Origin of the sequence: Hydrogenophaga sp., from assembly GCF_019264445.1 — a bacterium.
In the GTDB taxonomy this organism is placed as follows: domain Bacteria; phylum Pseudomonadota; class Gammaproteobacteria; order Burkholderiales; family Burkholderiaceae_C; genus Hydrogenophaga.
On sequence record NZ_JAHVAB010000044.1, the window covers coordinates 31781 to 57082 of the forward strand.

Annotated in this window: 20 protein-coding genes and 1 other RNA gene; 9 read left to right on the forward strand and 12 right to left on the reverse strand. The window is 62.1% G+C overall.

The window, feature by feature from the left end; genetic code table 11:
• Positions 1-105 precede the first annotated feature (105 nt).
• Positions 106-3699 (forward strand): hydantoinase B/oxoprolinase family protein, encoded by a 3594-nt coding sequence (locus tag KXJ60_RS07810; protein WP_291126040.1) that lies wholly within the window; start codon positions 106-108, stop codon positions 3697-3699.
• Positions 3700-3714: 15 nt separating this feature from the next.
• On the opposite strand, the gene lapB is transcribed toward KXJ60_RS07810, so the two are convergent.
• From lapB to gyrA, 9 genes are all read right to left on the reverse strand, one after another.
• The gene (gene lapB, locus KXJ60_RS07815) at positions 3715-4860 is read right to left on the reverse strand and encodes a lipopolysaccharide assembly protein LapB (protein WP_291126042.1); all 1146 of its coding nucleotides are present in this window, start codon (positions 4858-4860) and stop codon (positions 3715-3717) included.
• A complete protein-coding gene (locus KXJ60_RS07820) occupies positions 4850-5161 on the reverse strand; it encodes a lipopolysaccharide assembly protein LapA domain-containing protein (protein ID WP_291126044.1) in 312 nt (103 codons plus the stop codon). The genes lapB and KXJ60_RS07820 overlap by 11 nt, the downstream gene beginning before the upstream one ends.
• A 47-nt stretch (positions 5162-5208) precedes the next feature.
• Positions 5209-5529, reverse strand: coding sequence for an integration host factor subunit beta (locus KXJ60_RS07825; protein ID WP_291126046.1), 321 nt, complete (start codon positions 5527-5529; stop codon positions 5209-5211).
• Between the two features lie 86 nt (positions 5530-5615).
• A complete protein-coding gene (gene rpsA / locus KXJ60_RS07830) occupies positions 5616-7301 on the reverse strand; it encodes a 30S ribosomal protein S1 (protein WP_291126048.1) in 1686 nt (561 codons plus the stop codon).
• A gap of 184 nt (positions 7302-7485) precedes the next feature.
• On the reverse strand, positions 7486-9537 hold the full coding sequence (locus tag KXJ60_RS07835) for a bifunctional 3-phosphoshikimate 1-carboxyvinyltransferase/cytidylate kinase (protein ID WP_291126050.1): 2052 nt from the start codon (positions 9535-9537) through the stop codon (positions 7486-7488).
• Between the two features lie 35 nt (positions 9538-9572).
• Positions 9573-10451, reverse strand: coding sequence for a prephenate dehydrogenase/arogenate dehydrogenase family protein (locus tag KXJ60_RS07840; protein ID WP_291126154.1), 879 nt, complete (start codon positions 10449-10451; stop codon positions 9573-9575).
• A complete protein-coding gene (gene pheA / locus KXJ60_RS07845) occupies positions 10451-11548 on the reverse strand; it encodes a prephenate dehydratase (protein ID WP_291126052.1) in 1098 nt (365 codons plus the stop codon). The genes KXJ60_RS07840 and pheA overlap by 1 nt, the downstream gene beginning before the upstream one ends.
• Positions 11549-11552: 4 nt before the next feature.
• Positions 11553-12659 carry a 3-phosphoserine/phosphohydroxythreonine transaminase gene (gene serC / locus KXJ60_RS07850; protein ID WP_291126054.1) on the reverse strand — a complete coding sequence of 369 codons (1107 nt, stop codon included), beginning with the start codon at positions 12657-12659 and terminating at the stop codon, positions 11553-11555.
• On the reverse strand, positions 12659-15298 hold the full coding sequence (gyrA, locus tag KXJ60_RS07855) for a DNA gyrase subunit A (protein WP_291126056.1): 2640 nt from the start codon (positions 15296-15298) through the stop codon (positions 12659-12661). The genes serC and gyrA overlap by 1 nt, the downstream gene beginning before the upstream one ends.
• 260 nt (positions 15299-15558) lie before the next feature.
• Here gyrA and ompA point away from each other — a divergent pair, with 260 nt between their 5' ends.
• From ompA to ssrA, 4 genes are all read left to right on the forward strand, one after another.
• Positions 15559-16212 (forward strand): outer membrane protein OmpA, encoded by a 654-nt coding sequence (gene ompA / locus KXJ60_RS07860; RefSeq protein WP_291126058.1) that lies wholly within the window; start codon positions 15559-15561, stop codon positions 16210-16212.
• Positions 16213-16281: 69 nt separating this feature from the next.
• On the forward strand, positions 16282-16989 hold the full coding sequence (ubiG, locus tag KXJ60_RS07865; protein ID WP_291126060.1) for a bifunctional 2-polyprenyl-6-hydroxyphenol methylase/3-demethylubiquinol 3-O-methyltransferase UbiG: 708 nt from the start codon (positions 16282-16284) through the stop codon (positions 16987-16989).
• Positions 16986-17663: an HAD-IA family hydrolase gene (locus KXJ60_RS07870; protein WP_291126061.1), complete on the forward strand. Its 678-nt coding sequence runs from the start codon at positions 16986-16988 to the stop codon at positions 17661-17663. Before ubiG ends, KXJ60_RS07870 begins: the two co-directional genes overlap by 4 nt.
• A gap of 12 nt (positions 17664-17675) precedes the next feature.
• Positions 17676-18052, forward strand: a transfer-messenger RNA (tmRNA) gene (gene ssrA, locus KXJ60_RS07875).
• A gap of 474 nt (positions 18053-18526) precedes the next feature.
• On the opposite strand, the gene KXJ60_RS07880 is transcribed toward ssrA, so the two are convergent.
• The gene (locus tag KXJ60_RS07880; RefSeq protein ID WP_291126062.1) at positions 18527-19093 is read right to left on the reverse strand and encodes a DUF2062 domain-containing protein; all 567 of its coding nucleotides are present in this window, start codon (positions 19091-19093) and stop codon (positions 18527-18529) included.
• A gap of 90 nt (positions 19094-19183) precedes the next feature.
• On the opposite strand from KXJ60_RS07880, the gene KXJ60_RS07885 reads away from it, so the two are divergent.
• Positions 19184-19927, forward strand: coding sequence for a 16S rRNA pseudouridine(516) synthase (locus KXJ60_RS07885; protein ID WP_291126156.1), 744 nt, complete (start codon positions 19184-19186; stop codon positions 19925-19927).
• Positions 19928-19935: 8 nt separating this feature from the next.
• Here KXJ60_RS07885 and KXJ60_RS07890 read toward each other — a convergent pair whose 3' ends face one another.
• Both KXJ60_RS07890 and KXJ60_RS07895 read right to left on the reverse strand, forming a co-directional pair.
• A complete protein-coding gene (locus KXJ60_RS07890; RefSeq protein ID WP_291126064.1) occupies positions 19936-20664 on the reverse strand; it encodes a hypothetical protein in 729 nt (242 codons plus the stop codon).
• A gap of 207 nt (positions 20665-20871) precedes the next feature.
• Positions 20872-21684: an alpha/beta hydrolase gene (locus KXJ60_RS07895; RefSeq protein ID WP_291126066.1), complete on the reverse strand. Its 813-nt coding sequence runs from the start codon at positions 21682-21684 to the stop codon at positions 20872-20874.
• Between the two features lie 84 nt (positions 21685-21768).
• Here KXJ60_RS07895 and KXJ60_RS07900 point away from each other — a divergent pair, with 84 nt between their 5' ends.
• The 3 genes from KXJ60_RS07900 (at position 21769) to glnA (ending at position 25177) form a co-directional block, all read left to right on the forward strand.
• Positions 21769-22683, forward strand: a complete 915-nt coding sequence (locus KXJ60_RS07900; protein ID WP_291126068.1) for an EI24 domain-containing protein — start codon at positions 21769-21771, stop codon at positions 22681-22683.
• Complete coding sequence (locus tag KXJ60_RS07905; protein ID WP_291126070.1) at positions 22680-23495, forward strand: molybdopterin-binding protein; 816 nt, start codon at positions 22680-22682, stop codon at positions 23493-23495. The genes KXJ60_RS07900 and KXJ60_RS07905 overlap by 4 nt, the downstream gene beginning before the upstream one ends.
• Positions 23496-23761: 266 nt before the next feature.
• On the forward strand, positions 23762-25177 hold the full coding sequence (gene glnA / locus KXJ60_RS07910) for a type I glutamate--ammonia ligase (RefSeq protein ID WP_291126072.1): 1416 nt from the start codon (positions 23762-23764) through the stop codon (positions 25175-25177).
• Positions 25178-25302 lie beyond the last annotated feature (125 nt).

The following is a 25302-nucleotide window of genomic DNA, read 5'->3' on the forward strand; positions in this document are numbered from 1 at the left end:
CAAGCGCCATGGCCATCACTTTTCCCGAGAATGGGTGCAGACCGTTGGCATTGAGGCCAACGCGATACTTGTCCCGTATTCCTTCACACGCTAAGGTCAACAACCATGCAAGACAACCAAACCCCCTTGGCCAATCGCTGGCAATTCTGGATAGACCGTGGGGGCACCTTTACCGACATCGTCGCCAAGAAGCCCGATGGCTCGCTCACGACGCACAAGCTGCTGTCGGAAAACCCGGAGCAGTACCGCGACGCGGCGGTGGCAGGCATCCGGCACTTGCTGGGTTTGAAGGCTGGCGAGCCCGTCACCCCCGCGCTGGTGGAATGCGTGAAGATGGGCACCACGGTGGCCACGAATGCGCTGCTGGAGCGAAAAGGCGAGCCGACACTGCTCATCACCACGCGTGGTTTTCGCGATGCACTGCGCATCGCCTACCAAAACCGCCCGCGCCTGTTTGACCGGCGCATTGCACTGCCCGAGCTCCTGTACACCGAAGTGGTCGAAGCCGATGAGCGCCTGAGCGCGGTCGGTGAGGTGTTGCAGCCGCTGGACGAGGCGCGGCTGCGCAGGGACCTCCAGGCTGCGTTTGATCGCGGCATACGCAGTGCGGCTGTCGTTTTCATGCACGGTTACCGCTTCACTGCGCACGAGCAGGCCGCCAGTCGCATTGCCCGCGAGGTGGGTTTTTCGCAGGTCAGCACCTCGCACGAAACCAGCCCGATGATGAAGTTCGTGAGCCGCGGCGACACGACCGTGGTCGATGCCTACCTGTCACCCATCTTGCGGCGATATGTGGAGCAGGTGGCGGGTGAAATGCCCGGCGTCAAACTGTTTTTCATGCAGTCGTCCGGCGGTTTGACGGACGCGCGCGCGTTCCAGGGCAAGGACGCCATCCTCTCCGGCCCGGCGGGCGGCATCGTGGGCATGGCGCGCACCGCCGGCCTCGCAGGGCATGAGCGCGTGATCGGTTTCGACATGGGTGGAACGTCCACCGACGTGTCTCACTACGCGGGTGAGTTTGAGCGTGAGTTTGAAACCCAGGTGGCGGGTGTGCGCATGCGTGCGCCGATGATGAGCATCCACACGGTGGCGGCGGGCGGCGGCTCCATTCTGTCGTTTGATGGCTCACGCTTTCGTGTGGGCCCGCAGAGCGCTGGCGCCAATCCAGGCCCGACCAGCTACAGGCGTGGCGGCCCTCTTGCCGTCACCGACGCGAACGTGATGACCGGCAAGATTCAACCCCGTCATTTCCCCAAGGTGTTTGGCCCGCAGGCCGACGAGGCCTTGAGCCTCGATGCCGTGCAAGCCAGCTTCGCCGAGCTGGCGGATCGCACGGGCCGTTTGCCGGAAGAGGTGGCAGAGGGTTTCATCAACATCGCGGTCCAGCAGATGGCCAACGCCATCAAGAAGATCTCTGTGGCGCGGGGATACGACGTCACGCGGTACACCCTGCAGTGTTTCGGTGGCGCGGGCGGCCAGCATGCGTGTCTGGTGGCCGATGCGCTCGGCATGACCCGCGTGTTTGTGCATCCCCTGGCGGGGGTTCTCAGCGCGTATGGCATGGGCCTGGCTGACCAGAACGTGATCAGGGAGCAGGCCATCGAGCTGCCGTTGCTCGCCACGTCCTTGCCCCTCATCGCTGAAAAGCTGGACGCTTTGGGTCATGCGGCTCAGGCGGAGTTGCAACGCCAGCAGGTGAACGCGGGCGAGGCCACCGTGCACCACCGCGTCCATGTGCGGTACGAGGGCAGCGACGCGGCTCTGGTGGTTCCGTTTGGCGATCTTTCCACCATCAAGGCGGGCTTTGAGTCTGCGTACCGCCAGCGGTTTGCCTTTCTGATGGAGGGCAAGGGCCTCGTGGTGGAGGCGGTCTCCGTGGAAGCGGTGGTGCCTGGTGATGCCCCTCATGAGCCCCGCTTCCCGCTGAATGCGGCCCGTGAAGTCCCGCGCCGTGAAACCGTCCGCATGTACTCCGGTGGTGAGTGGCTGGATGCCGCCCTCGTGGTTCGAGAGGACTTGCGCCCGGGCGATGTGATTCCCGGCCCGGCGATCATTGCCGAGAAGAACGCGACCACGGTGGTGGAGCCCGGCTGGGAGGCGGTGCTCACGGCGCTTGATCACCTGGTGCTCGACCGTCGCGTGCCGCGCAGCGTCACCTACGCCGTCGGGACCAACGTGGACCCTGTGTTGCTGGAGGTGTTCAACAACCTGTTCATGAACATCGCAGAGCAGATGGGTTTGCAGCTGCAGAACACCGCTTACTCGGTCAACATCAAGGAACGTCTTGATTTTTCCTGCGCCCTGTTCGATGCCGAAGGCAACCTGATCGCCAATGCGCCGCACATGCCGGTGCACCTGGGTTCCATGGGCGAGAGCATCAAGACGGTCATCCGTGAGAACGCGGGGACGATGCAGCCGGGCGACGTGTATGCCCTCAACGACCCCTATCACGGCGGTACCCATCTGCCCGATGTGACCGTGATCACCCCCGTGTACCTCGGCAACCAGCCAACGTTCTACGTGGGCTCGAGGGGTCACCACGCCGATATTGGCGGAACAACGCCCGGTTCCATGCCGCCGTTTTCGACGCGCATTGCGGAGGAGGGCGTTCAGATCAACAACATCAAGCTGGTTGATCGCGGCATCTTGCGGGAAGCCGAGATGGTGGCGCTGTTGCAGAGTGGCGAATACCCTTCGCGCAATCCGCAACAGAACATGGCAGACCTCAAGGCGCAGATTGCCGCCAACGAAAAAGGCGTGCAAGAGCTGCGAAAGATGGTGGACCAGTTCGGCCTCGATGTGGTCGAAGCCTACATGCGCCACGTGCAGGACAACGCCGAGGAGTCGGTGAGGCGTGTGATCACGCGCCTCAAGGACGGTCACTACACGCTCCCGTTGGACAACGGTGCCCAGATCCAGGTGACGGTGCGTGTCAACGCAGAGCAGCGCAGCGCCGAGATCGATTTCACGGGCACGTCACCCCAGCAGATCAACAACTTCAACGCGCCCACCGCCGTGTGCATGGCGGCCGTTCTGTACGTGTTCCGCACCCTCGTGGACGACGACATTCCGCTGAATGCGGGCTGCCTGAAACCGCTGAAAGTGGTGATTCCCGCGGGCTCCATGCTCAACCCGAACGCTCCCGCCTCTGTGGTGGCGGGCAATGTGGAGACGTCGAGTTGCATCACCAATGCGCTGTACGGTGCACTTGGGGTGATGGCTGCGAGCCAGTGCACGATGAACAACTTCACGTTCGGAAACGAAGCCCATCAGTACTACGAGACTATTTCAGGCGGCAGTGGCGCCGGCAACGGGTTTGATGGAACCAGTGTGGTCCAGACCCACATGACCAACTCGCGACTGACGGACCCGGAGATTCTGGAGTTCCGATTCCCGGTTCGCCTGGAGAGCTACGAGATTCGGGAAGGCTCGGGTGGAAAAGGGCGCTGGCAGGGCGGGCACGGTGGTGTGAGGCGCGTGCGTTTCCTGGAGGACATGACAGCCAGCATTCTCTCCAATGGCCGTGTCCACGGCGCTTTCGGTATGGCCGGTGGTCAGCCTGGTCAGGTCGGGATCAACCGTGTGGTCCGTGCGGACGGAACGCGCGAGGACCTCGGGCACATTGGCCAGGCCGAGATGAAGCCGGGCGATGTCTTCGAAATCCACACACCTGGTGGTGGTGGGTACGGGGCGCCGTGAGCGCCCTCTAATTCCTCACAGCTCTTCCACGCGCCGCGCGGGGAAGCTGTCCCAGGTTTGGCAGCCTGGGCATTGCCAGAAGTGCACGCGCGCTTCGAACCCGCAGGCCGCACACCGATAGCGACGCAGCGGTGTGCTGGCTTGCTCCAGCGTTTGCCCAATCCTGGTCTGGGCCTCGGGATCTGACAGCGTTTCCCCGTCCAGCCACTGGGTGGCGATCACCAGCGACAGCTCTTTCTTCAGATGTGCGAGGTAGCAATCGCGAGCAGCCTCCGGGTTTTCGCTCAGGGCGGCCAGCGCTTCGGTGGTGTCGATAGAGGGTGCGCGCTGTCGACTCGCTTGCAGAAGCGCTCTGGCGTCTTCTTGTCGGCCGGTCTGTGCCGCGAGCGCCACCAACGCACTGGCCGCGAGCGGCAGGCTTTGCGGCGCGTGTTCGCTCAGGCGCTTCAGCGCTTCGTATGCGCCCGCCGTATCGCCGGTTTGTGCTTTGAGCGCAGACAACGCCATCCATCCGCGTGCGAGTTGTGGCGCTCGCTGCACCGCCCGTTCGAGCAGACCCAGCGCTTGCGCACTGTTGCCGCTGCGCTGTGCAAGTTCGGATTCTTCGCAGAGGTAGTGCGCCAGCCTCGTGGAAAAGCTCCCCTGATCGGCGTCTTCGAGGCGTTGCGCGATGTCCTTGGCCTGCGGCCAGTCGCGCGAGCGCTCGTAGATTCCCAGCAGCGCAAGCAGCGCTTCACCCTCAAACGCGGTGCCCTTCAACTTGTGCAGGGCGGACTCGGCGCGGTCGAGCAAGCCGGCCTTGAGGAAATCCAGTGCAAGCGCGTGTTGTGCACGATCACGGTCCTTGCGATCCATGTCGGCACGTGAGAGCAGGTGTTCGTGAACGCGAACCGCGCGGTCGTAGTCACCGCGGCGCCGAAACAGATTGCCCAGGGCGAAGTGAAGCTCCGCTGTGTCCGGATCGCCCTGTACCGCCTCGATGAACGCGTCGATGGCCTGGTCTTGCTGTTCGTTGAGCAGGTGGTTCAAGCCGCGGAAGTAGGCGCGCGGCGCCTGATGGCTCTCCATGCGCCACTGGCGCAGGTCAAACCGTGAAGCGCCCCAGCCGAGTGCAAAAGCCAGCGGAAGGCCCCACAGCAGCCATGTGAAGTCAAAGTCCATGTCGCGGGTCGATCGGATCTGGAGGAAGGAGGGTGGTGTCGCCCTCAAATGCGGTGCTGTGCAGGGCGGAGGAGGACGTTGCTGTCCTGCGCGAGCGCCGCGCCCTGAGCCACAGAGGCAGCATGACGGCGACGCCCAGGAAAACACCCACTACCAGGGCCACCAGGATCACCAACACCAGAGGTGCCTGCCAGCTGGCGCCGAAGAACAGATGGAGCGTGACGCTGTCTTGGTTGTTCAGTGCAAATGCGAACAGCACAAAAAAAATGGCTGCATTGAGCAGCCACATCAGGTATTTCACATCGTCCCCTTTTGTGGTGGGGCGATTGTAGCGAGCGAGCCCGAAGCTCAGGCTCCCTTTTGCTTCTCGAAACCGAGAATCTCCGCGGTCTTTTTGTCGACCTCTTCGCGAAGCGCCTTGCCTGGCTTGAAGTGCGGCACCCGTTTCTCCGGGATCATCACGCTCTCGCCGGAGCGAGGGTTGCGGCCAATGCGCGGCGAACGCCGGTTCACGGAAAAACTGCCAAACCCACGGATCTCGATGCGATGGCCTTTCACCAGCGCATCGCCCATGGCGTCCAGGATCGCCTTGACGGCGAACTCGGCGTCGCGATGGGTCAACTGGCTGAAACGGCTGGCCAGGGCTTCAACAAGGTCGCTGCGGGTCATGTGATCGTGTGGGGGTGGGCATCAACGCCAGCGAAGACGCTGTCCGGATGGACAAGCGCTTCGCCTTGCGTCGAACCAGTTCGACTTCAGTTCTGGTTGTTGTCCAGCTTGGCGCGCAGCAGTGCGCCCAGGCTCGTGGTGCCAGCGTTCTCGCGGGAAGACTGCTGGCTCAGGCTGGCCATCGCTTCTTGCTGGTCGGCAGCGTCCTTCGCCTTGATGGACAGCTGGATGTTGCGGGTCTTGCGATCCACGTTGACCACCACAGCGTTGACTTCGTCGCCTTCCTTGAGCACGTTGCGCGCATCTTCCACGCGGTCACGGCTGATTTCGCTGGCGCGCAGGTAACCCAGCACGTCTTCGCCCAGATCGATTTCAGCGCCCTTGGCGTCCACGGTCTTGACCTTGCCGGTCACGATCGAGCCCTTGTCGTTGACCGACACGAAGGTGGTGAACGGGTCGCCATCGAGTTGCTTGATGCCCAGAGAAATGCGCTCGCGCTCGACATCGATCGCCAGCACGATGGCTTCGACTTCCTGGCCCTTCTTGTAGTTGCGCACGGCGGCTTCGCCGGCTTCGTTCCAAGACAGGTCCGACAGGTGAACCAGGCCGTCGATACCAGCGGCCAGACCCACGAACACGCCAAAGTCGGTGATCGACTTGATCGGGCCCTTGACGCGGTCGCCGCGCTTGGTCTGCTCTGCAAACTCGTGCCATGGGTTGGCGCGGCACTGCTTCATGCCCAGAGAAATGCGGCGCTTGTCTTCGTCGATGTCGAGCACCATGACTTCGACTTCGTCACCCAGCGACACCAGCTTGGAGGGTGCCACGTTCTTGTTGGTCCAGTCCATTTCGGACACGTGCACCAGGCCTTCGATGCCTGGCTCGAGTTCCACGAACGCGCCGTAGTCGGCGATGTTGGTGATCTTGCCGAACATGCGGGTGCCTTGCGGGTAGCGGCGCGAAACGCCCATCCATGGGTCATCACCCATTTGCTTCAGGCCCAGCGAGACGCGGTGCTTCTCGGTGTCGAACTTGAGGATCTTGGCGGTGATTTCCTGACCGGCCGTGACCACTTCGCTCGGGTGACGCACGCGGCGCCATGCCATGTCGGTGATGTGCAGCAGGCCGTCGATGCCGCCGAGGTCCACGAACGCACCGTATTCGGTGATGTTCTTGACCACGCCGTGCACGATGGCGCCTTCCTTCAGGGTGTCCATCAGCTTGGCGCGCTCTTCGCCCATGGAGGCTTCCACCACGGCACGGCGGCTCAGCACCACGTTGTTGCGCTTGCGGTCCAGCTTGATGACCTTGAATTCCAGGGTCTTGTTTTCGTACGGGGTCAGGTCCTTGGTCGGACGGCTGTCGACCAGCGAACCCGGCAGGAACGCGCTGATGCCGTTGACCATGACCTTGAGGCCGCCCTTGACCTTGCTGGAGGTCGTACCGGTGACGAACTCGCCGGACTCGAGCGCTTTCTCCAGCGACATCCACGAAGCCAGACGCTTGGCCTTGTCGCGCGACAACAGGGTGTCGCCGAAGCCGTTTTCGACGGAGTCGATGGCCACCGACACGAAGTCGCCGACCTGCACTTCGAGTTCGCCCTGGTCGTTCTTGAATTCGGCGAGCGGCACGTAGGCTTCGGACTTGAGGCCAGCGTTGACCACCACGTGGTTGTGTTCGATGCGAACCACCTCGGCGGTGATGACTTCGCCCGAGCGCATTTCGGCGCGTTTCAGGGACTCTTCAAACAGGGCGGCAAAAGATTCAGACATTGAATTTCCTAAACCACTCAGCGTCGACGCAAGACATCCGGCTGGGCCGGCTGGCGCAGAAAACGACGTATGGGTGGTGTTGACATTGCGGTGCGTGACACCGCGGGGTTAAGTGAAAAGAACCATCAAGCATGCGGGCTGGGAGCGCCCGGCGGTGCCGTCTGGGCCATCAAGGATGGCGTGTTCAGTTGCCCGAAAACGCCGTTTTGCTGTGCCACCAGTCCAACACCTGCTGCACCGATTGATCGATGTCCATGCCGGAGTTGTCCAGTTGCATAGCGTCTTCGGCGGGCTTGAGTGGTGCGTGTGTGCGGGATGTGTCCCTCAGATCGCGCGCCTTCAAGTCCCCCAGAAGGTCTGCGATGTTAGCAGCAAATCCCTTTGAAATCAATTGCTTATGTCGTCGAAGGGCCCGCTGCTCTGTGCTGGCCGTGAGAAACACCTTCATCTGCGCGTCGGGGAAGATGACGGTGCCCATGTCTCGCCCGTCCGCGACAAGGCCCGGGAGTCGCCGGAAGGCGTGTTGCAGGTCCAGCAGGGCAGCCCGCACTGCCGGCACGGCAGACACCCGCGAGGCGGCCATGCCTGCGGCTTCAGTGCGCAGGTCGTCGGTCACGTCCTGGCCTTCGAACAGCGTTCGCAAACCATCAAAGCGCACCTGCAGGCTCGCGGCCAGCTCTCCCAGCCGCATCTGCTGCTGTGGGTCTTTGAGATCGGCTTCGCCGGTCGACAAACCTGCCCGTTCGGCGGCCAGTCCGACCAGTCGGTACAACACGCCGGAATCCAGGAGGTGGTAGCCCAGTCTTGCGGCGACCTCTGCAGACAGCGTGCCCTTGCCCGACGCGGTGGGCCCGTCGACGCAGATCACGGGAATGTGCTCAACCGGTGTGACGCAGCACTCGAAGAGCGTTTCGAAGTAGTCGGGAAAGGTTTTGGCGACGCACTTGGGGTCTTCAATCCGAACCGGCAACCGGGCTGGATTGAAGGCGGCCAGCGAAAAGCACATGGCGACGCGGTGGTCGTCGTAGGTGTGGATCGATGCAGCTCGCCACGCATGAGGACTTGCAGGCGGCGTGATGCGGATGTAGTCCGCCCCTTCTTCTACCGACGCGCCGAGCTTGCGGCATTCGGTGGCCATGGCGGCAATGCGATCGGTTTCCTTCACGCGCCAGCTGCCAATGTTGCGCAAGGTGGTGGTGCCTTCGGCGTAGAGCGCCATGACCGCCAGCGTCATGGCGGCGTCCGGGATGTGGTTGCAATCCAGGTCGATGGCCTTCAGGGGCCAGTCGCCGCGTTCAATGTGCAGGCTGTTGGCTTCGCCGGTGATGCGTGCGCCCATCAGACGCGCTGCGTCCACGAACAGAATGTCGCCCTGGATGGACGAGAGGCCCACACCTTCGATGGTGATGCCTCGGGAGCCCGGCGCGGCAGCAGCGATGGCGCCCAGGCCAATGAAGTAGCTGGCCGATGAGGCGTCGCCTTCCACTGCGATACGACCTGGCGATTGGTAGCGACTGCCGGCCGGGATGGTGAAGCGTTGCCATCCGTCTCGCTGTACGGCCACACCGAAACGCGCCAGCAGATTGACCGTGATTTCAATGTACGGGCGCGAGATCAACTCGCCCGCGACCTCAATGACCACATCCTGCTTGTGTGCCACGAGTGGCAGCGCGAGCAGCAGGGCGGTGAGGAACTGGCTGGAGACATCGCCCCGCACGCGAATGGGTCGGTCCAGCTGCAGGGGTGAGGTCTGACCGTTGCCGAGTTTGAGCGGGGGGAACCCTTCGTTGTTGAGGTAGACCACCGGACAGCCGAGCTGGCGCAACGCATCCACCAGATCACCGATGGGGCGCTCGTGCATGCGCGCGATGCCGCTGAGTTCAAAGGCGCCGCCATGCTGCGCTGCCAGCAGCGCCAGTGATGCGGTGAGCGGGCGCATCGCAGTGCCCGCGTTGCCCAGAAACAAATGGGCCTGCGCCACGGGAAGTTGGCCTCCCAGGCCCTGGATGCGGACCGCACCGTCGGGCTGGGTTTCGATCCGGCAGCCCAGCTCTTGCAGGGCCTTGAGCATCACACGCGTGTCGTCCGAGTCGAGCAGGTCTGCGATATCGGTATGCCCATCGCTCAATGCGGCGAGGAGCAGAACGCGATTGGAAATGCTCTTGGAGCCGGGCAGACGCACCGTACCGCCAGCGTTGGTCAGCGGTGGAATGTCGAGGAAGGAGGTGGGAAACATGCGCGGAAGTTGGAAAGCGCTGCCACGGGCAGCGCTCAGGTGCGGGGCTTGACGGCCGTCATGCGCCAGCGCGCGCGCGCGCTGCTGGCTTGTTCGATCAAGGTTTCGAGTGCATCCGGGTTGCCGGCATTGATGGCTGTTTCCAGCGCATGAAGCGCGCGCTGAAAGTGGCGCGACTGCGCCAGCAACTCTTCGCGGTTGGACATCAGGATGTCTCGCCAGACCGCGGGATCGCTGGCTGCGATGCGGGTGAAGTCGCGAAAGCCGGGGCCTGCCAGTGACAGGAAGTCCTGCCCCTGTGACTGGCTTTCGATGGCGTTCATCAGCGCAAACGACACCATATGCGGCAGGTGGCTCACAGCCGCGTAGGCGGCGTCGTGCGCTTCCGGGGACATGTGCTTGACGTGGCAACCCAGCGCGGTCCAGAGCTGATTCGCCTTCTCGAGCTGGGCCGTCAGTGTTCGCTCGATGGGCGTGAGGATGACCTGGCGACCGTGGTAGAGCTCGGCGTCTGCGTGCTCGACGCCGGCCACTTCCTTGCCTGCAATCGGGTGAGCCGGAACGAACACGCCGACCTGGTCCTTGAGCACGCGTCGCGCGGCGTCGATCACTTCCCGTTTGGTCGACCCGACGTCCATGATCAGCACATTGCTGCGCACCAGGTGCCGAATGGCCTTGAACGTCGCTTCAGTGGCCGAGACGGGCACCGCCAGAAGCACGAGGTCAGCGCCAGACACCGCCAGCAGCGCCGATGGCGCTTCCACATCGATCACGCCGAGTTGTCGGGCGCGTTCGGTGGTGGAGGGCGATTTGCTGTATCCCACCACGCGCTTGACCAGACCGGCCCGCTTGAGAGCGAGCGCGAACGAGCCGCCCATCATGCCGCAGCCGATCAGTCCCAATTGTTCAAACATCATTCGTTCACCGGGTAAGCACCCAGAACCTTGTAGAACGCACAAAGGCCCTGCAGTTCTCTGAGCGCAGCGGCCACGTGCGGCTGCGAGGGATGGCCAGCGATATCGATGTAGAAGTAGTACTCCCATTGCCCGGACTTGGCCGGGCGGGACTCAAACCGAGTCATGGATACGCCGTTGTTCTTGAGGGGCACGAGAAGGTCATGCACAGCGCCAGGACGGTTGGGCACCGACACCACGAGGCTGGTGCAGTCGCGCCCGGAAGCGGGTGGCATGGCGAGGGTCTGTGGTAGCGCAATCACGGCGAACCGGGTGCGGTTGTAGGCCTCGTCCTGAATGGCGTGCGACACGATGTTCAGTCCGAACTGGGCCGCTGCGCGCTCGCTGGCCAAGCCGGCCCACGAAGGGTTCTCTGCCGCCAGTCGCGCGCCCTCGGCATTGCTGGAGACGGCACGCCGTTCGGCATCGGGCAAGTGCTGCGAGAGCCAGTGCTGGCACTGGGCAAGTGCCTGTGGGTGCGCCATCACCACTTCGATGCCATCGAGATGGTTGAGCTGGCGCAGCAGGTTGTGCCGCACCAGCAGGCTGACTTCGCCCACCACGTGTACCGGCGAGCGCAGGAACAGATCGAGCGAACGCGCAACCACCCCTTCTGTGGAGTTCTCCATGCCGACCACGCCAAACTGCGCCGTGCCCGCTGCGGTGGCATGGAACACCTCGTCGAAGTTGGCACAGTAGATCAGGTTGGCGGCACTGCCGAAGAACTCGATCGCCGCCTGCTCGCAGAACGTGCCTTGCGGCCCCAGAACGGCCACCCGTTGCGGCGCCTCGAGGGCAAGGCAGGCCGACATGATTTCCCGCCAGATGGCGCCCACATGCTGATTGAGCAGTGGCCCCTGGTTGGCTTTCTGAATCTTCTCGATGACCTGTGCCACTCGGTCGGGCCGGAAGAAGGGGGATCCTTCTGCCCGCTTGATGTCGCCGACCTCTTCGGCCACGCGAGCGCGCTGGTTGAGCAGTGCCAGCAATTGCTGATCGAGCGCATCAATCTGGATGCGCAGAGCACCCAGGGCTTCAGACTGTGAGGGGGCTGTCATGGCTTCAGGCCTGTGTTTTTTCAAAGTGGCGCATGTAATCCACCAGCGCCTGGACACCCTCGATGGGCATGGCGTTGTAGATGCTCGCGCGCATGCCACCCACCGATTTGTGCCCTTTGAGTTGCAGCAGACCCGCCGACTTGGCGCCCGACAGGAAGGCGTCATTGCGCGACTCGTCGCGCAGGAAGAAGGGCACGTTCATGCGCGACCGGCAGTTAACTGATACGTCGTTGTGGTACAGCGCAGACTGATCGATGTAGCTGTACAGCAGGCTCGCCTTGGCAATGTTGCGCGCCTCCATGGCGGCCACACCCTGCAGCTTGCCCTCGGTCTGGCGCTTGAGCCATTGGAAGGTCAACCCCGCCATGTAGATGGCGAAAGTGGGTGGCGTGTTGTACATCGAGTGGTTGTCTGCGACCGTCTTGTAGTCGAACGCCGTGGGGCATATCTGCATGGCATGGCCGAGCAAATCCTCGCGCACCACAACGAGCGTGAGTCCGGCAGGGCCGAGGTTCTTCTGAGCGCCGCCGAATGCGGCACCCACTCTCGACCAGTCCACGGGGCGCGAAGCCACATGCGAAGAAAAGTCGATCACCAAGGGCACATCGCATCCGAGTGCCCGAAGGTCGGGCAGTTCCTGCATCTCGATACCGTTGATGGTTTCGTTGGTGCAGACGTGGACGTAGCGTGCGTCCTGGCCGAGTTGCCAGGTAGAAGGGGCTGGCAGCGATGTGTGGTGATCCGGCTCGTTGCTGGCGGCCACACGCGCCGTGCAGTAGCGGCGCGCTTCCTTGAATGACTTCTGACTCCAGCTGCCCGTGACCACGAAATCCACCGCTTCGCCGCGCGAGAGATTCAGCGGCACGATCGCGTTCTCGGCCAGCCCGCCACCCTGCATGAACAGGACGCGAAAATGCGCCGGGATGGCAAGCAGTTCGCGCAGGTCCGCTTCGGCCGTCTTCAGAATGGTGCCGAATTCCTGGCCGCGGTGGCTCATTTCCATCACGCTCATGCCGCTGCCGCGCCAGTCCAGCATTTCTGCCGCAGCCTGTTGCAGCACTTCTGCAGGCATGGCGGCAGGGCCCGCCGAAAAGTTGTACGGGCGCGCCATCACGCCTCTGTGCCCGTGTCGTCCGCCTCGCTCGAGTCACCCAGCTCGGGGACGTTCGCGTCGTTTTCAACAATGCGTTGAAGGCCTGAGAGCTCCGCGCCTTCATCGAGCGCGATGAGCGTGACGCCCTGCGTGGCGCGCCCCATTTCGCGAATTTCGGAGACGCGCGTGCGCACCAGAACGCCCTTGTCGGTGATGAGCATGATCTCATCGTCCGTATGCACCAGGGTGGCAGCCACCACCTTGCCATTGCGTTCGCTTTGCTGAATCGCGATCATCCCTTTGGTACCGCGACCGTGGCGCGTGTACTCGGTGATGGGTGTGCGCTTTCCGTAGCCGTTGATGGTGGCTGTGAGGACACTCTGCGCCTCGTCTTCAGCGACCAGCATGGCGATGACACTTTGTGTGTCTTCAATCATCATGCCGCGGACACCTCGTGCGTTGCGCCCCATGGGGCGCACGTCGTTCTCATCAAAGCGCACCGCTTTGCCGCCGTCGCTGAACAACATCACATCGTGCTGCCCGTCGGTGAGTGCTGCGCCGATCAGGAAGTCGCCCTCATCAAGATCCACCGCAATGATGCCGGCCTTGCGTGGGTTGCTGAACTCGTCGAGGGCCGTCTTTTTGACTGTGCCCATCGAGGTGGCCATGAACACATAGCGGTCGGATGGGAAGGTCCGCATCTCGCCGGTCAATGGGAGAACGACGTTGATCTTTTCGCCTTCCTGCAGCGGAAACATGTTGACGATGGGACGCCCGCGCGAGCCACGCGAGCCTGCAGGAACCTCCCACACTTTGAGCCAATACAGCCGGCCGCGGTTGGAGAAACAAAGAATGTAGTCGTGCGTGTTCGCAATGAAGAGCTGATCGATCCAGTCATCTTCCTTGGTGGCCGTCGCCTGCTTGCCGCGGCCTCCACGTTTCTGCGCGCGGTACTCGGACAGGGGCTGGCTCTTGATGTAGCCGCTGTGGCTGAGCGTGACCACCATGTCGGTGGGCGTGATGAGGTCTTCCGTTGCCAAATCCTGGGCGTTGTGCTCGATCTCACTGCGGCGCGCGCCCAGTTTGGTCTGGCCGAACTCCTGTTTCACAACGGTCAGCTCATCCCCGATGATGGTCGACACGCGTTCCGGCTTGGACAGGATGTCCAGCAGATCGTCGATCTCGCCCATCACTTCACGGTACTCGGCCACGATCTTGTCTTGCTCCAGCCCCGTGAGACGCTGCAAGCGCATTTGCAGGATTTCCTGCGCTTGCGTTTCAGACAGGCGGTAGAGGCCGTCCGTGCCCATGCCAAACGCCTTCTCCAGACCCTCCGGCCGGTAGTCGTCCGCGTTGATCACACCGCCATCTGCGCGCGTGCGGGTCAACATCTCACGCACCAGTTGGCTGTCCCAAGGCCGGGCCATCAGCTCTGCCTTCGCGACGGGTGGCGTCGGAGACTCGCGGATGATGCGGATGAAGTCGTCAATATTGGCCAACGCCACAGCGAGGCCTTCGAGCACATGGCCACGTTCGCGCGCCTTGCGCAGGTTGAACACGGTTCGCCGCGTGACCACTTCGCGGCGGTGCTCCAGAAAGACCTGGATCAGGTCTTTCAGGTTGCACAAGCGGGGCTGTCCATCCACCAGCGCCACCATGTTGATGCCAAACGTATCCTGCAGTTGCGTTTGCTTGTACAGGTTGTTGAGCACCACTTCAGGCACTTCGCCGCGCTTGAGCTCGATCACCAGACGCATTCCCGACTTGTCGGATTCGTCCTGAATGTGGCTGATCCCCTCGATTTTCTTCTCGTGCACGAGCTCGGCAATGCGCTCCTGCAGGGTCTTCTTGTTCACCTGGTAGGGCAGCTCATCCACGATGATGGCTTGGCGCTGTCCTCGATCAATATCTTCAAAGTGGCACTTGGCGCGCATGACCACGCGACCGCGGCCTGTGCGATAGCCGTCTTTCACCCCGTTGATGCCGTAAATGATCCCCGCCGTCGGGAAATCGGGCGCGGGGATGATCTCCATCAGCTCATCGATCGAAGCCCCGGGGCTTTTGAGCAGGTGCAGGCAAGCGTCAACCACCTCGTTCAGGTTGTGCGGCGGAATGTTGGTGGCCATGCCCACCGCGATGCCCGCAGAGCCGTTCACGAGCAAATTGGGAAGTCGAGATGGCAAGACCAGAGGCTCCTTTTCAGAACCGTCGTAGTTGGGGCCGAAATTGACAGTCTCCTTGTCAATATCCGCCAACATTTCGTGCGCAATCTTCGACAGCCGGATTTCCGTGTAACGCATCGCAGCCGCGTTATCTCCGTCCACAGAGCCAAAGTTGCCCTGGCCATCGACCAGCATGTGCCTCAGTGAGAAGTCCTGTGCCATGCGGACGATGGTGTCGTACACCGCACTGTCGCCATGAGGGTGATACTTACCGATGACGTCGCCCACGATACGCGCCGACTTTTTGTAAGGGCGGTTCCAGTCGTTGTTGAGCTCGTGCATCGCAAACAACACCCGCCGATGGACCGGCTTGAGGCCGTCCCGTGCGTCTGGCAGAGCTCTCCCCACAATCACGCTCATTGCGTAGTCGAGGTAGCTTCTGCGCATCTCCTCTTCTAGACTGATAGGCAAGGTCTCTTTGGCAAACTGTGTCATGAGCGAGGAGTGAGGTGCGTGTGTTGGCCTGTTGGCAGCCCAAGATTTTACGCGGCATGCTCCCTGCGTCAGTCCGCGCTTGTTTGTTGTGCTTCTGCAACGAATGCTTCGAGGCGCTGTGCAGCATGGTCGCGCTACCGCGGCCTGACCGTCGGTCAATACGAGCTTGTGGCACAATAAATTCCAGCGTTTTTAGTGGTGGTCACTTGAAGCGTCGTTTTTGTCACGCAGTCTGTCTGCGGCTTATATAGAGGAAAACCATGAAAAAACTTAACAAAGTGGCAATGCTTTTGGCAACCGCCGCCATGGCAACGGCCGCTGGCGCCCAAACCATCGACAACTGGCGCAATGGCACCAGCGAGCTGGTCTGGAAAAACGGCACGAATGAACTCTGCTGGCGCGATGCCAACTGGACGCCTGCCACCGCTGCTCAAGGCTGCGACGGCGCGATTGTTCCGGCTGCTGCTCCTGCACCGGCTCCCGCACCAGCTCCGGCACCAGCACCCGCTGCTGCGCCTGCACCGGCTCCTGCACCAGCCCCCGCACCCGCTCCAGTGGCGTCCAAAGTGACCTACGCCGCTGACGCTTTCTTTGATTTCGACAAGGCTGTGCTGAAGCCCGAAGGCAAAGCCAAGCTGGACGATCTGGCTGGCAAGGTGTCTGGTATCGCTCTGGAAGTCGTGATCGCTGTGGGTCACACCGACTCCACCGGCGCTGCTGGCTACAACCAAGCCCTGTCGAACCGCCGTGCTGAAGCTGTTAAGGCTTACCTGGTCAGCAAGGGCATCGAAAGCAACCGCATCTACACCGAAGGCAAGGGCCTGACCCAGCCGGTGGCAGACAACAAGACCAAAGAAGGCCGCGCCAAGAACCGCCGCGTGGAAGTCGAAGTGGTCGGCACCCGCAAGAACTGAACTGGTTCTGTGCTGAACTAAAAACCGCGCTTCGGCGCGGTTTTTTATTGTGCTGACGATAATCACGCCATGAACTCCAACGTCAATGCCGATCCCGCCGAACTCGCCAAATTTTCTGACCTGGCCCATCGCTGGTGGGATCCCGAAAGTGAATTTCGACCTTTGCATCAAATCAACCCACTCCGCTTGGAATGGATTGATCGATTGGCGGGATTGGCAGGCAAACGCGTGGTCGATATTGGGTGTGGCGGCGGAATTTTGTCGGACTCGATGGCGCGCAAGGGCGCGAAGGTAACCGGGATTGATCTCTCTGCCAAGGCGCTGCGTGTGGCGCAATTGCACGCACTTGAAGCGGGTACCTCCAATGTCAGCTATCAAGAGATCAGTGCCGAGGCCATGGCGCAGGAGCATCCCGGTGAGTTTGATGTTGTGACGTGCATGGAGATGTTGGAGCACGTCCCCGATCCTGGGTCGGTGGTGAGGGCGTGTTCGACGTTGGTCAAACCGGGGGGGTGGGTGTTTCTATCCACCCTGAATCGCAACCCCAAGGCTTTTTTGTTTGCGATCCTGGGGGCTGAGTATGTGTTGCAGTTGCTGCCGAAGGGCACGCACGAGTATGCGAAGTTCATACGGCCGAGCGAGTTGGCTGCGCATTGCAGATCCGCCGATCTCGCTGTCGAGCAGACGCGCGGCATGCAGTACAACCCTTTGACGAGGCGCTACTGGCTCGATGAAGACACCAGCGTGAACTACCTGTTCGCCACACGCCGGTCATGACCAAGCCGCGGTTCTCAGACGTTCGGGTCGTGTTGTTCGATCTGGACGGCACGTTGATCGACAGCGCGCCTGATCTGGGTGCTGCGGTCGACGGGATGCGTGTGCGTCGGGGGCTGCCAAGTCTCGCTCCAGCGTGCTACAGAGCGCATGCGGGCTCTGGCGCTCGCGGCATGCTGCGGGTCGCGTTCGGCATATCGCCGGATGACGGCGGCTACCCTGCTTTGAAAGAGGAATTTTTCGCGGCCTACGAGGACTCTCTTATTCAGCGTACACAGGCTTTCGTTGGTGTGCAGGAGTTGCTGGGGGAGCTGGTGGCGCGTGGTTTGAGGTGGGGCGTGGTCACCAATAAATCACAACGCTTCGCGATCCCCATCGCTCGGGCCATGGGGCTTTTTTCGTCCGCCTCCGTCATGATTTGCGGGGACACGACTCCCCACGCCAAGCCTCACCCGGAGCCCTTGTTCGAAGCGGCTCGTCGCCTCGACGTTGCGTCCGCCCATTGCATCTACGTCGGTGACGACGAGCGTGACATCCTGGCCGGCAAGGCGGCTGGCATGCCGACCGTGGCGGCGCTGTACGGATACCTCGGTCACGGTGCCGACATCAGCACTTGGCACGCAGATGCTGAAATTTCTTCTCCCTCGGAGCTCTTGAAATTGCTTGAACTGGCATAAACTGCCTATCTTGGGGCTGCACTGGTTTCGACGTGGGTTCGGACGCGCAGCAGGGCATGTCGAGGTTCTGTCACCTCGTTAATCCGCAGAAAAAAACCAACTGCAAACGACGAACGTTTCGCACTCGCCGCTTAAACACCGGTGAGCCTCGCAACAGCAGGCCGATGGGCTGGGCAAGGGGGTCGCAAGACCTCCCGGCTGCGAGGATATTTACATCGGCTGGCTCAGCGTCGGGCACCTTGGCGCTGGGTGAGATTCAAGGATGCTGGCTTCCCGTTTAGCGTGCCACTGCGCGACTCGGGCGGCGAGACTCAAAACAGACGGCTACACATGTAGAACTGCTCGAAGAAGGCTTGCGGACGGGGGTTCGAATCCCCCCAGCTCCACCAATTTTCGCGTTGCTCGTCACGTACCTTGGCATCCTCAGATGTCGTCAGGTACTTGTGGGGCTCCGCGGCAGCCCTGGCCAAATGCGCCTGATGACGGCGCGCTGATGGCCGCAGAGATGTACTCCCGTGAAGAGTGTTTGTCAGCCTGCCGGTGTTCGGCAAACTGTGCCCGGGCGAGGTCTTTGCTCTCTGTCATGACGACTCCTTGGTTGAAGCTGCGAAATCCAGTCACTTAGGATGGGACAACCCATGCTGCTGACTGAAATTGACGGCGGACGCGGATGTTATCTGGCGCGTATGGGGTTCAAGCGTATGGAGCCCACTGTCCCATAGATCACTTTCAGTGAACCCCAACTCACATCACTTGTACAAGTTGATGCGCTACTCGAGTTGGGCTACGACTTGCTCTACGAAGCCGCTCTGCAGAGTGCGCCAACGACTGTTGGAGCGTGGCCTTTGCAGCCGTCGAGGCACTCATGCGCGTTTGCGCAGACGCCGCCGGCGTTCGTAGCGGGTCTTGATCACCCACACACCGCTCACCACGAAATACACGGCGAGCCCGCTGACCGACGCGACGATGGCCAACCCGGTGGCCATCGGCTTGCCGACACCTTTGAGGTGCTCCAGCCCGGCTGCCAGGCGCTCTCGCCAATCGCGTTCCTGCACGACGAGCGATGAAGCGCCATCCAGTTCAACCCTGGCTTGGCCGTCAGATAACTCGGGCTCTCCGAGCACCGCTTTGCCCAGTCTGTAGGCCCCGTAGTAGACCGGTCCAAATGTCACAGGGTTGGTCACCAGTGTGCTCGCCACCGCCATGGGCAGATTTGCTCTGAGCAGCACGGCAACCGCCGCCGATACCGGTATCTGGGCGACGGGCAGCAGCAACCCAAAGAACACACCCACGGCCACGCCCATCGCGATGCCTTTGCGACTGAAATGCCAGAGCCTTTGTTGGGTCAGCAGAGGGCCCATCCATCGCAGCCAGCGGTTGTTGCGAACGCTATCTGGCTTGGGCAGCCATGCTTTGATCCGTTGCTTCATTTTCAGCAGAGGTGATTCGGTTCGTTGCGCGATGCATTTTGTGCAAGAGAGCGTCGGACTCGCGCAACCGGCGACAATTCCCGAATCATGATGCAACTGCAGGACATTCTTTTCTCTCAAGGCTTTGGCACGCGCCGCGTTTGTATGGGCCTCGTACAGCAGGGCCTGGTGCTGGTGGGCGACGATCTCCAGCCTTGCACAGACCCGACGGCCATGTTCCAAGAGGAAGGGTTCATCTTTCAGGTGCAGGGTGAGCGCTGGCAATACCACCAGCTGGCTTATCTGCTGTTGCACAAGCCGCCGGGGTATGAGTGTTCACAAAAGCCGAGCACCTACCCCAGCGTATACACCTTGTTGCCTGCGCCACTGCGCCAGCGTGGTGGCGGTGCGGCGGCGGGTGTGCAGGCGGTGGGTCGCCTGGATCAAGACACCACCGGATTGCTTTTGTTGTCAGACGATGGAAAGTTCATCCATCGCATGACTTCGCCACGTCACCATGTGCCAAAGGTTTACGAAGCGGAGGTCAAACATCCACTGGACGCACGTCAGATTGCTCGTTTGCTGGAGGGCGTGGTGTTGGACGATGACCCCAAGCCAGTGCGTGCGCACGCTTGCGAAGCGGCGAGCGATCACCACTTGAGACTGACCCTGACCGAGGGCAAGTATCACCAGGTCAAGCGGATGGTGGCGGCCGTTGGGAATCGCGTGGAGTCCTTGCACCGTTCGACCATTGGCGGTCTTTCACTCGGTGCCGACCTCATGCCGGGCCAGTGGCGTTGGCTTACTGCGGATGAGGTGTCCGCTTTGTCGAAAAAGACCGCTTCGCCGGCCTGAGACGGGGTTTAAAGCAGGTCGCCTTTGCGGCTGTCCAGGGGCATGAGGAAGGAGTTTTCCTGCCACTGGGAGTTGAAGTCACTGCGGGGTTCACCCGTGGTGCTGTTGGGCCAGCTCGACAGCGGTCCGAAGTCGCTGCTGCGGTTGCTTCGCTGGCGTGTCAGCACCGTGCGCAGATTGGCCTGGGCCGCGATGATGGCGCGTTCTTCCATCTCGCGTTCGCGCATCGAATGGTTGAGCGACGATTCACCCAGGAATTCAGCCCGGATCTCGGCCACTGTGGGCAAGCTGTTGGAGCGCACAACCCAGTAGGGCAGGCCGCATTGGGTCAGCAGGGAGTGTTTGAGTGTGCGGGTGCTGCGCGGCAGTCCAGCACTGCCTGGAACGTCCAGGCAGCCGAGAACCCGTCCATCGGACCGACACACCGTGAAGGTGCAATACACCCCCCCAAGAAGCTTGTACCACTCCACGCCTTGTTCACGATCGCGGGGCAGGGTGAAGCGTGTCACCGGCAACTTGATCATGACGTGGTGGTCGTAGAACGCCCGTGCCAGCCAATGCCAGACGCGAGCTTCCTCGCTGTTGGCGAGCGCGCGGGTGCTCAGCGGCCAGTGTTTGGGAATGCGACGTCGCTCCCGGGCTTGCCTGTCCACCCACAGGCGATGCAGGAACGCGCCCAGCGCCAGCAGGACGGGCGCTAGCACGGCGAGCAGCCATGGGTTGTTCCAAGTATTCATTTTGGGTGGGTGAGACGTCGATTTGTATCAAAGTGTAGGCGCTTGTCTGCCGTTCACCGCAGGCGTTGGTCGGACTGCCTTGCTTTCGCGTGAATTCCTTGGGGTTTGTGGGCGGTTTTGCGTCGCCTGCGTTGCAGGCCAACACACTGAACGCGCTCCCGCGATTGTGCACAACGCCTTTTTGAGCGCCTAGCCACAAATGTGCAGTCAGGGCGCGAGACTCAGGAACTCCTTCACGGCGCGAGTGAGGGCGTCTGGCTGATCGCGGTGTGGGCTGTGACCGCATTCAGGCAATTCGACCCGCTGCGCGTGCCGAGCCGCCAGGCTGATCGCTTCGAGTTGCGCCATGGTCCCGTATTCGTCGCCCATGCCTTGCACCAGGAGCAGCGGCGCCGCAATGGACTCACATTCCGCGCGAACATCGAACTCCCTGAAGGGGGTGCTGAGCCAGACGTCGTTCCATTGCCAGAAAGCGTTGTCGACGTCGGCGTGGTAGCGAGACAGCCGCTGGCGAAGCTCGCCGGGGTGACGCTCATACAGCGCCCGGGCTCTATCGATGGCTTGAAGAGACACGTCTTCGACGAAGACGTGCGGCGCGATGGCGACACAGGCCGAAACGGGGTGCTTGCTGGCGTGCAGGAGCGCGATCGTGGCGCCGTCCGAATGGCCGATCAGCACCGGACGGGAGACGCCAAGCGCGTCGAGCAGGTGAGGCAGGACATGCCACGCCTCCTGGTGCATGTAGTCGGGCTCATGGCGCCCGATGTGCCATCGATCCTGCCAGCGCGATGGCCCTCGCACGTCGACCACCGGGTCAGACAGGCCGTAACCCCGGCGCGAGTACAGCCAGCCCGCACGCCCGGTCGATTGGCAGACTTCAACCGGCCAGTTCCTGCCCCGCTGCTCCCACATGGCCACACTCCCCAAGCCTTCGTGCAGAAACACCAGAGGTGCTCGGTCGGTGGGGCCTGGAATATGGGCCACTTCAAGTGCAATGCCATGGATGTCGATTCGATTCATGGTGCGATGCTAGCGCCGGTGTGCACGGCTCGCAGGCCCCGGGCCACCCCGTCTTTGCAATCGAATGGATGTATTCTTGCCGCCATGTCGTTGCTGTTCGATTCCTTCTGGCGGGCTGTTGCCTATTGCGTGCATCCCCGCGTGATCGCGCTGTCGTTCCTGCCACTGATCCTCATGGTCGTACTCTCGTTTGGCCTGGGGTACTTCTTCTGGGAAAACGCCGTGGCCTCGGTCGCGGCCTGGCTGGAAGCGTTTGATCTGGTGCAGGCCTTCCTGGGTTGGCTGGAGCGCCTGGGGTTGGGCTCGCTGCGCACGGTCTTCGCACCACTGCTGGTGCTCGTGATGGCAACGCCACTGATCGTCCTGCTGTGTCTGCTGCTGGTCGCTGTTTTCATGACGCCAGCGATGGTTGAACTGGTGAGCCAGCGCCGGTTCCCGGCACTGGAGCGCAAGCATGGTGGGTCGCTGTTTGCGAGCGTCCTGTGGTCGCTGGGCTCGACCCTGCTGGCGGTCATCGCGCTCGTGTTGTCCATGCCGCTGTGGCTGGTGCCGCCCCTCGTGTTGATACTGCCCCCCCTTATCTGGGGCTGGTTGACCTACCGCGTGTTTGCCTTTGATGCGTTGGCCGTCCATGCCAGCAGCGACGAGCGCAAGGCCATTCTTCGGCAGCACCGCGGCAGCCTGCTCGTCATTGGCGTCCTGAGCGGTTATCTCGGCGCTGCACCCAGTCTGCTGTGGGCTTCCGGAGCCATGTTCATTGCGCTGGCGCCTCTGCTGGTGCCCGTGGCCATCTGGGTGTACACGCTCGTGTTCGCCTTTGCCTCGCTCTGGTTCGCGCATTTCTGCCTCACGGTTTTGCAGCGTCAGCGCGCAACGACCCTAGACGTGGTCGACGCCGTTGCCAGCCGCCGGGAGCCAGCCGCGGCTGAGCCGACCTTGCTGGCTCCGCCCGAAGATTCGCCACCCTCCCTCCCTCAGACGCCGTCCGACCGCACATGACCCCAGAATTTGGCTTGATCATCGTTGGTGACGAAATACTGTCCGGCAAACGCAGTGACAAGCACCTTCCCAAGGTGATTGAGCTGCTGTCCCGTCGCGGTCTGGCGCTTTCGTGGGTGCGTCTGGTTGGAGACGATCGCACGCGCATCACGGACGCCTTGCGCGATGCCTTCGCCAGCCGTGATGCCGTGTTTTGCTGTGGTGGCATTGGTGCCACGCCGGACGACCACACCCGTCAATGCGCGGCGGCTGCACTCGGGGTGGAGCTGGCGTTGCATCCGCAGGCCAGGGAACTCATCGAATCGCGCATGCGCGATCTGGCTGCCGAGCGGAACGAGGTCTTTGATCCGGAGCGACCTGACAACGTGCACCGGTACAACATGGGCGTTTTCCCGGTGGGGGCCCGCATCGTTCACAACCCCTACAACAAGATCCCTGGCTTCAGCTGTGACGGCCCCGGGGGCGGTCAAGTCCACTTTGTGCCGGGCTTTCCGGTCATGGCCTGGCCGATGATCGAAGGCGTGCTGGACACCGTCTATGCGCAGCACCACCGGCAGGGAGCGTGGGAAGAGCGCTCCGTGATTGTGTTTGGCGCAATGGAGGCGGCGCTCACACCCCTGATGGAGCAGCTCGAGCTCGCCCATGCGGTGAAAGTGTTCAGCCTTCCCAGCGTCGATCATCCCGAGTTCGGACGCCATATTGAACTGGGTGTGAAAGGCGCGGTTTCGGTGGTGGCGCCTGCTTACGCTGCGTTGTTGGCGGGGCTCCACGCACACGGCGCCCAGCTTGGCCCTGAAATGGTGCGTTCCTAGATTGCACTGTTTTGGTGCGGTATCGATTCGCACCAAGCGCGTGCATTGCAGCGGCGTTTGCCCGCCATCGTGCGCTGTGGTGGGCAAATAGACCTGCAAGTGGGCGAGCCGCGACCCTTTGTGGCGCGCGGCCTGCGACATAATCGCCGCAGCCCCGTGAGCCAGGGGAGTCCTCGTGCCGACGTGTGAACCAATTTGTGGCACACATTCTGCTTATCAGCAGCGTCGTTTTTCAATTTCCACTCACCCAGCTACAGGAGTATTTGATGGCCAAGACCGTCGCAGATGTGATGCAACTGGTGAAAGACAACGAAGTGAAATTCGTTGACTTCCGCTTCACCGACACCCGGGGCAAAGAGCAGCACGTCACCGTGCCCGTGTCCCACTTCGACGAAGACAAGTTCACGTCGGGTCATGCGTTCGACGGCTCTTCCGTGGCTGGCTGGAAAGGCATTGAAGCCTCCGACATGCAGCTCATGCCTGATCCCAGCACGGCCAACATCGATCCATTCTTTGAAGAAACCACGCTGTTCCTGCAGTGCGACGTGATCGAGCCAGGCGACGGCAAGGCCTACGACCGCGATCCGCGCTCCATCGCCAAGCGCGCCGAGGCTTATCTGAAGGCATCCGGTCTGGGCGACACCGCCTACTTCGGACCAGAGCCCGAATTCTTCATCTTCGACGGCGTGCGCTGGAGCAACGAACCCGGTCGCGTGTTCAGCGAGATCGAAGAGTACGAAGCCCCCTGGAACAGCGGCTCCAAGCTCGAAGGCGGCAACCGCGGCCACCGCCCGACCGTCAAGGGCGGCTACTTCCCCGTGCCTCCGGTCGACAGCACGCAAGACATGCGCGCCGAGATGTCCCTGATCCTGGAAAGCCTGGGCATTCCTGTGGAAGTGTTCCACCACGAAGTGGCGGGCGCTGGCCAAAACGAGATCGGCACCAAGTTCTCGACCCTGGTCGAGCGCGCCGACTGGACGCAGGTGCTGAAGTACGTGGTCTGGAACGTGGCCAACGCCTACGGCAAGACCGCCACCTTCATGCCCAAGCCCTACGCAGGTGACAACGGCTCGGGCATGCACGTGCACCAGTCCATCTGGAAAGACGGCAAGAACCTGTTTGCCGGTGACGGCTATGCCGGCCTGAGCGATTTCGCCCTGTATTACATCGGCGGCATCATCAAGCACGCCCGTGCGCTCAACGCCATCACCAACCCCGGTACGAACTCGTACAAGCGTCTGGTGCCCGGCTTCGAAGCGCCTGTGAAGCTGGCGTACTCGGCCCGCAACCGTTCGGCCTCCATCCGCATCCCGTACGTGGCCAACCCCAAGGGTCGCCGCATCGAGGCACGTTTCCCCGATCCATCGGCCAACCCGTACCTGGCTTTCTCCGCCCTGATGATGGCGGGCCTGGACGGCGTGGAAAACAAGATTCATCCCGGCGAAGCCGCCACGAAGGATCTGTACCACCTGCCGCCCGAAGAGGACAAGCTGGTGCCGACCGTGTGCCACAGCCTCGACCAGGCGCTGGAGTACCTCGACAACGATCGCAGCTTCCTGACCAAGGGTGGTGTGTTCACCGACTCCATGCTCGATGCCTACATCGAACTGAAGATGGGCGAAGTGACGCGCTTCCGCATGGCGCCGCACCCTGTCGAATTCGACATGTACTACAGCCTGTGATGGGTCTGCCCGGTTGGCCCGGGCAGCCTTTCGCATCGCACAAGAAGGGCCGCGCAAGCGGCCCTTCTTGTTGTTGGGTGGGCTATCGGCGCCGTTCGGGTGAGACCGGGGCACTTTGGCAGGGG

Excerpts from the sequence above, each read along its gene's own strand:
- KXJ60_RS07900 (WP_291126068.1), top strand. The coding sequence starts at position 21,769 with ATGTCGTTGCTGTTCGATTCCTTCTGGCGGGCTGTTGCCTATTGCGTG.
- KXJ60_RS07825 (WP_291126046.1), bottom strand. The coding sequence starts at position 5,529 with ATGACCCGCAGCGACCTTGTTGAAGCCCTGGCCAGCCGTTTCAGCCAG.
- KXJ60_RS07890 (WP_291126064.1), bottom strand. The coding sequence starts at position 20,664 with ATGAATACTTGGAACAACCCATGGCTGCTCGCCGTGCTAGCGCCCGTC.
- KXJ60_RS07810 (WP_291126040.1), top strand. The coding sequence starts at position 106 with ATGCAAGACAACCAAACCCCCTTGGCCAATCGCTGGCAATTCTGGATA.
- gyrA (WP_291126056.1), bottom strand. The coding sequence starts at position 15,298 with ATGACACAGTTTGCCAAAGAGACCTTGCCTATCAGTCTAGAAGAGGAG.
- KXJ60_RS07835 (WP_291126050.1), bottom strand. The coding sequence starts at position 9,537 with ATGTTTCCCACCTCCTTCCTCGACATTCCACCGCTGACCAACGCTGGC.
- KXJ60_RS07885 (WP_291126156.1), top strand. The coding sequence starts at position 19,184 with ATGCAACTGCAGGACATTCTTTTCTCTCAAGGCTTTGGCACGCGCCGC.
- KXJ60_RS07880 (WP_291126062.1), bottom strand. The coding sequence starts at position 19,093 with ATGAAGCAACGGATCAAAGCATGGCTGCCCAAGCCAGATAGCGTTCGC.
- KXJ60_RS07870 (WP_291126061.1), top strand. The coding sequence starts at position 16,986 with ATGACCAAGCCGCGGTTCTCAGACGTTCGGGTCGTGTTGTTCGATCTG.
- rpsA (WP_291126048.1), bottom strand. The coding sequence starts at position 7,301 with ATGTCTGAATCTTTTGCCGCCCTGTTTGAAGAGTCCCTGAAACGCGCC.
- pheA (WP_291126052.1), bottom strand. The coding sequence starts at position 11,548 with ATGACAGCCCCCTCACAGTCTGAAGCCCTGGGTGCTCTGCGCATCCAG.
- ubiG (WP_291126060.1), top strand. The coding sequence starts at position 16,282 with ATGAACTCCAACGTCAATGCCGATCCCGCCGAACTCGCCAAATTTTCT.
- lapB (WP_291126042.1), bottom strand. The coding sequence starts at position 4,860 with ATGGACTTTGACTTCACATGGCTGCTGTGGGGCCTTCCGCTGGCTTTT.
- KXJ60_RS07905 (WP_291126070.1), top strand. The coding sequence starts at position 22,680 with ATGACCCCAGAATTTGGCTTGATCATCGTTGGTGACGAAATACTGTCC.
- ompA (WP_291126058.1), top strand. The coding sequence starts at position 15,559 with ATGAAAAAACTTAACAAAGTGGCAATGCTTTTGGCAACCGCCGCCATG.
- KXJ60_RS07840 (WP_291126154.1), bottom strand. The coding sequence starts at position 10,451 with ATGTTTGAACAATTGGGACTGATCGGCTGCGGCATGATGGGCGGCTCG.
- glnA (WP_291126072.1), top strand. The coding sequence starts at position 23,762 with ATGGCCAAGACCGTCGCAGATGTGATGCAACTGGTGAAAGACAACGAA.
- serC (WP_291126054.1), bottom strand. The coding sequence starts at position 12,659 with ATGGCGCGCCCGTACAACTTTTCGGCGGGCCCTGCCGCCATGCCTGCA.
- KXJ60_RS07895 (WP_291126066.1), bottom strand. The coding sequence starts at position 21,684 with ATGAATCGAATCGACATCCATGGCATTGCACTTGAAGTGGCCCATATT.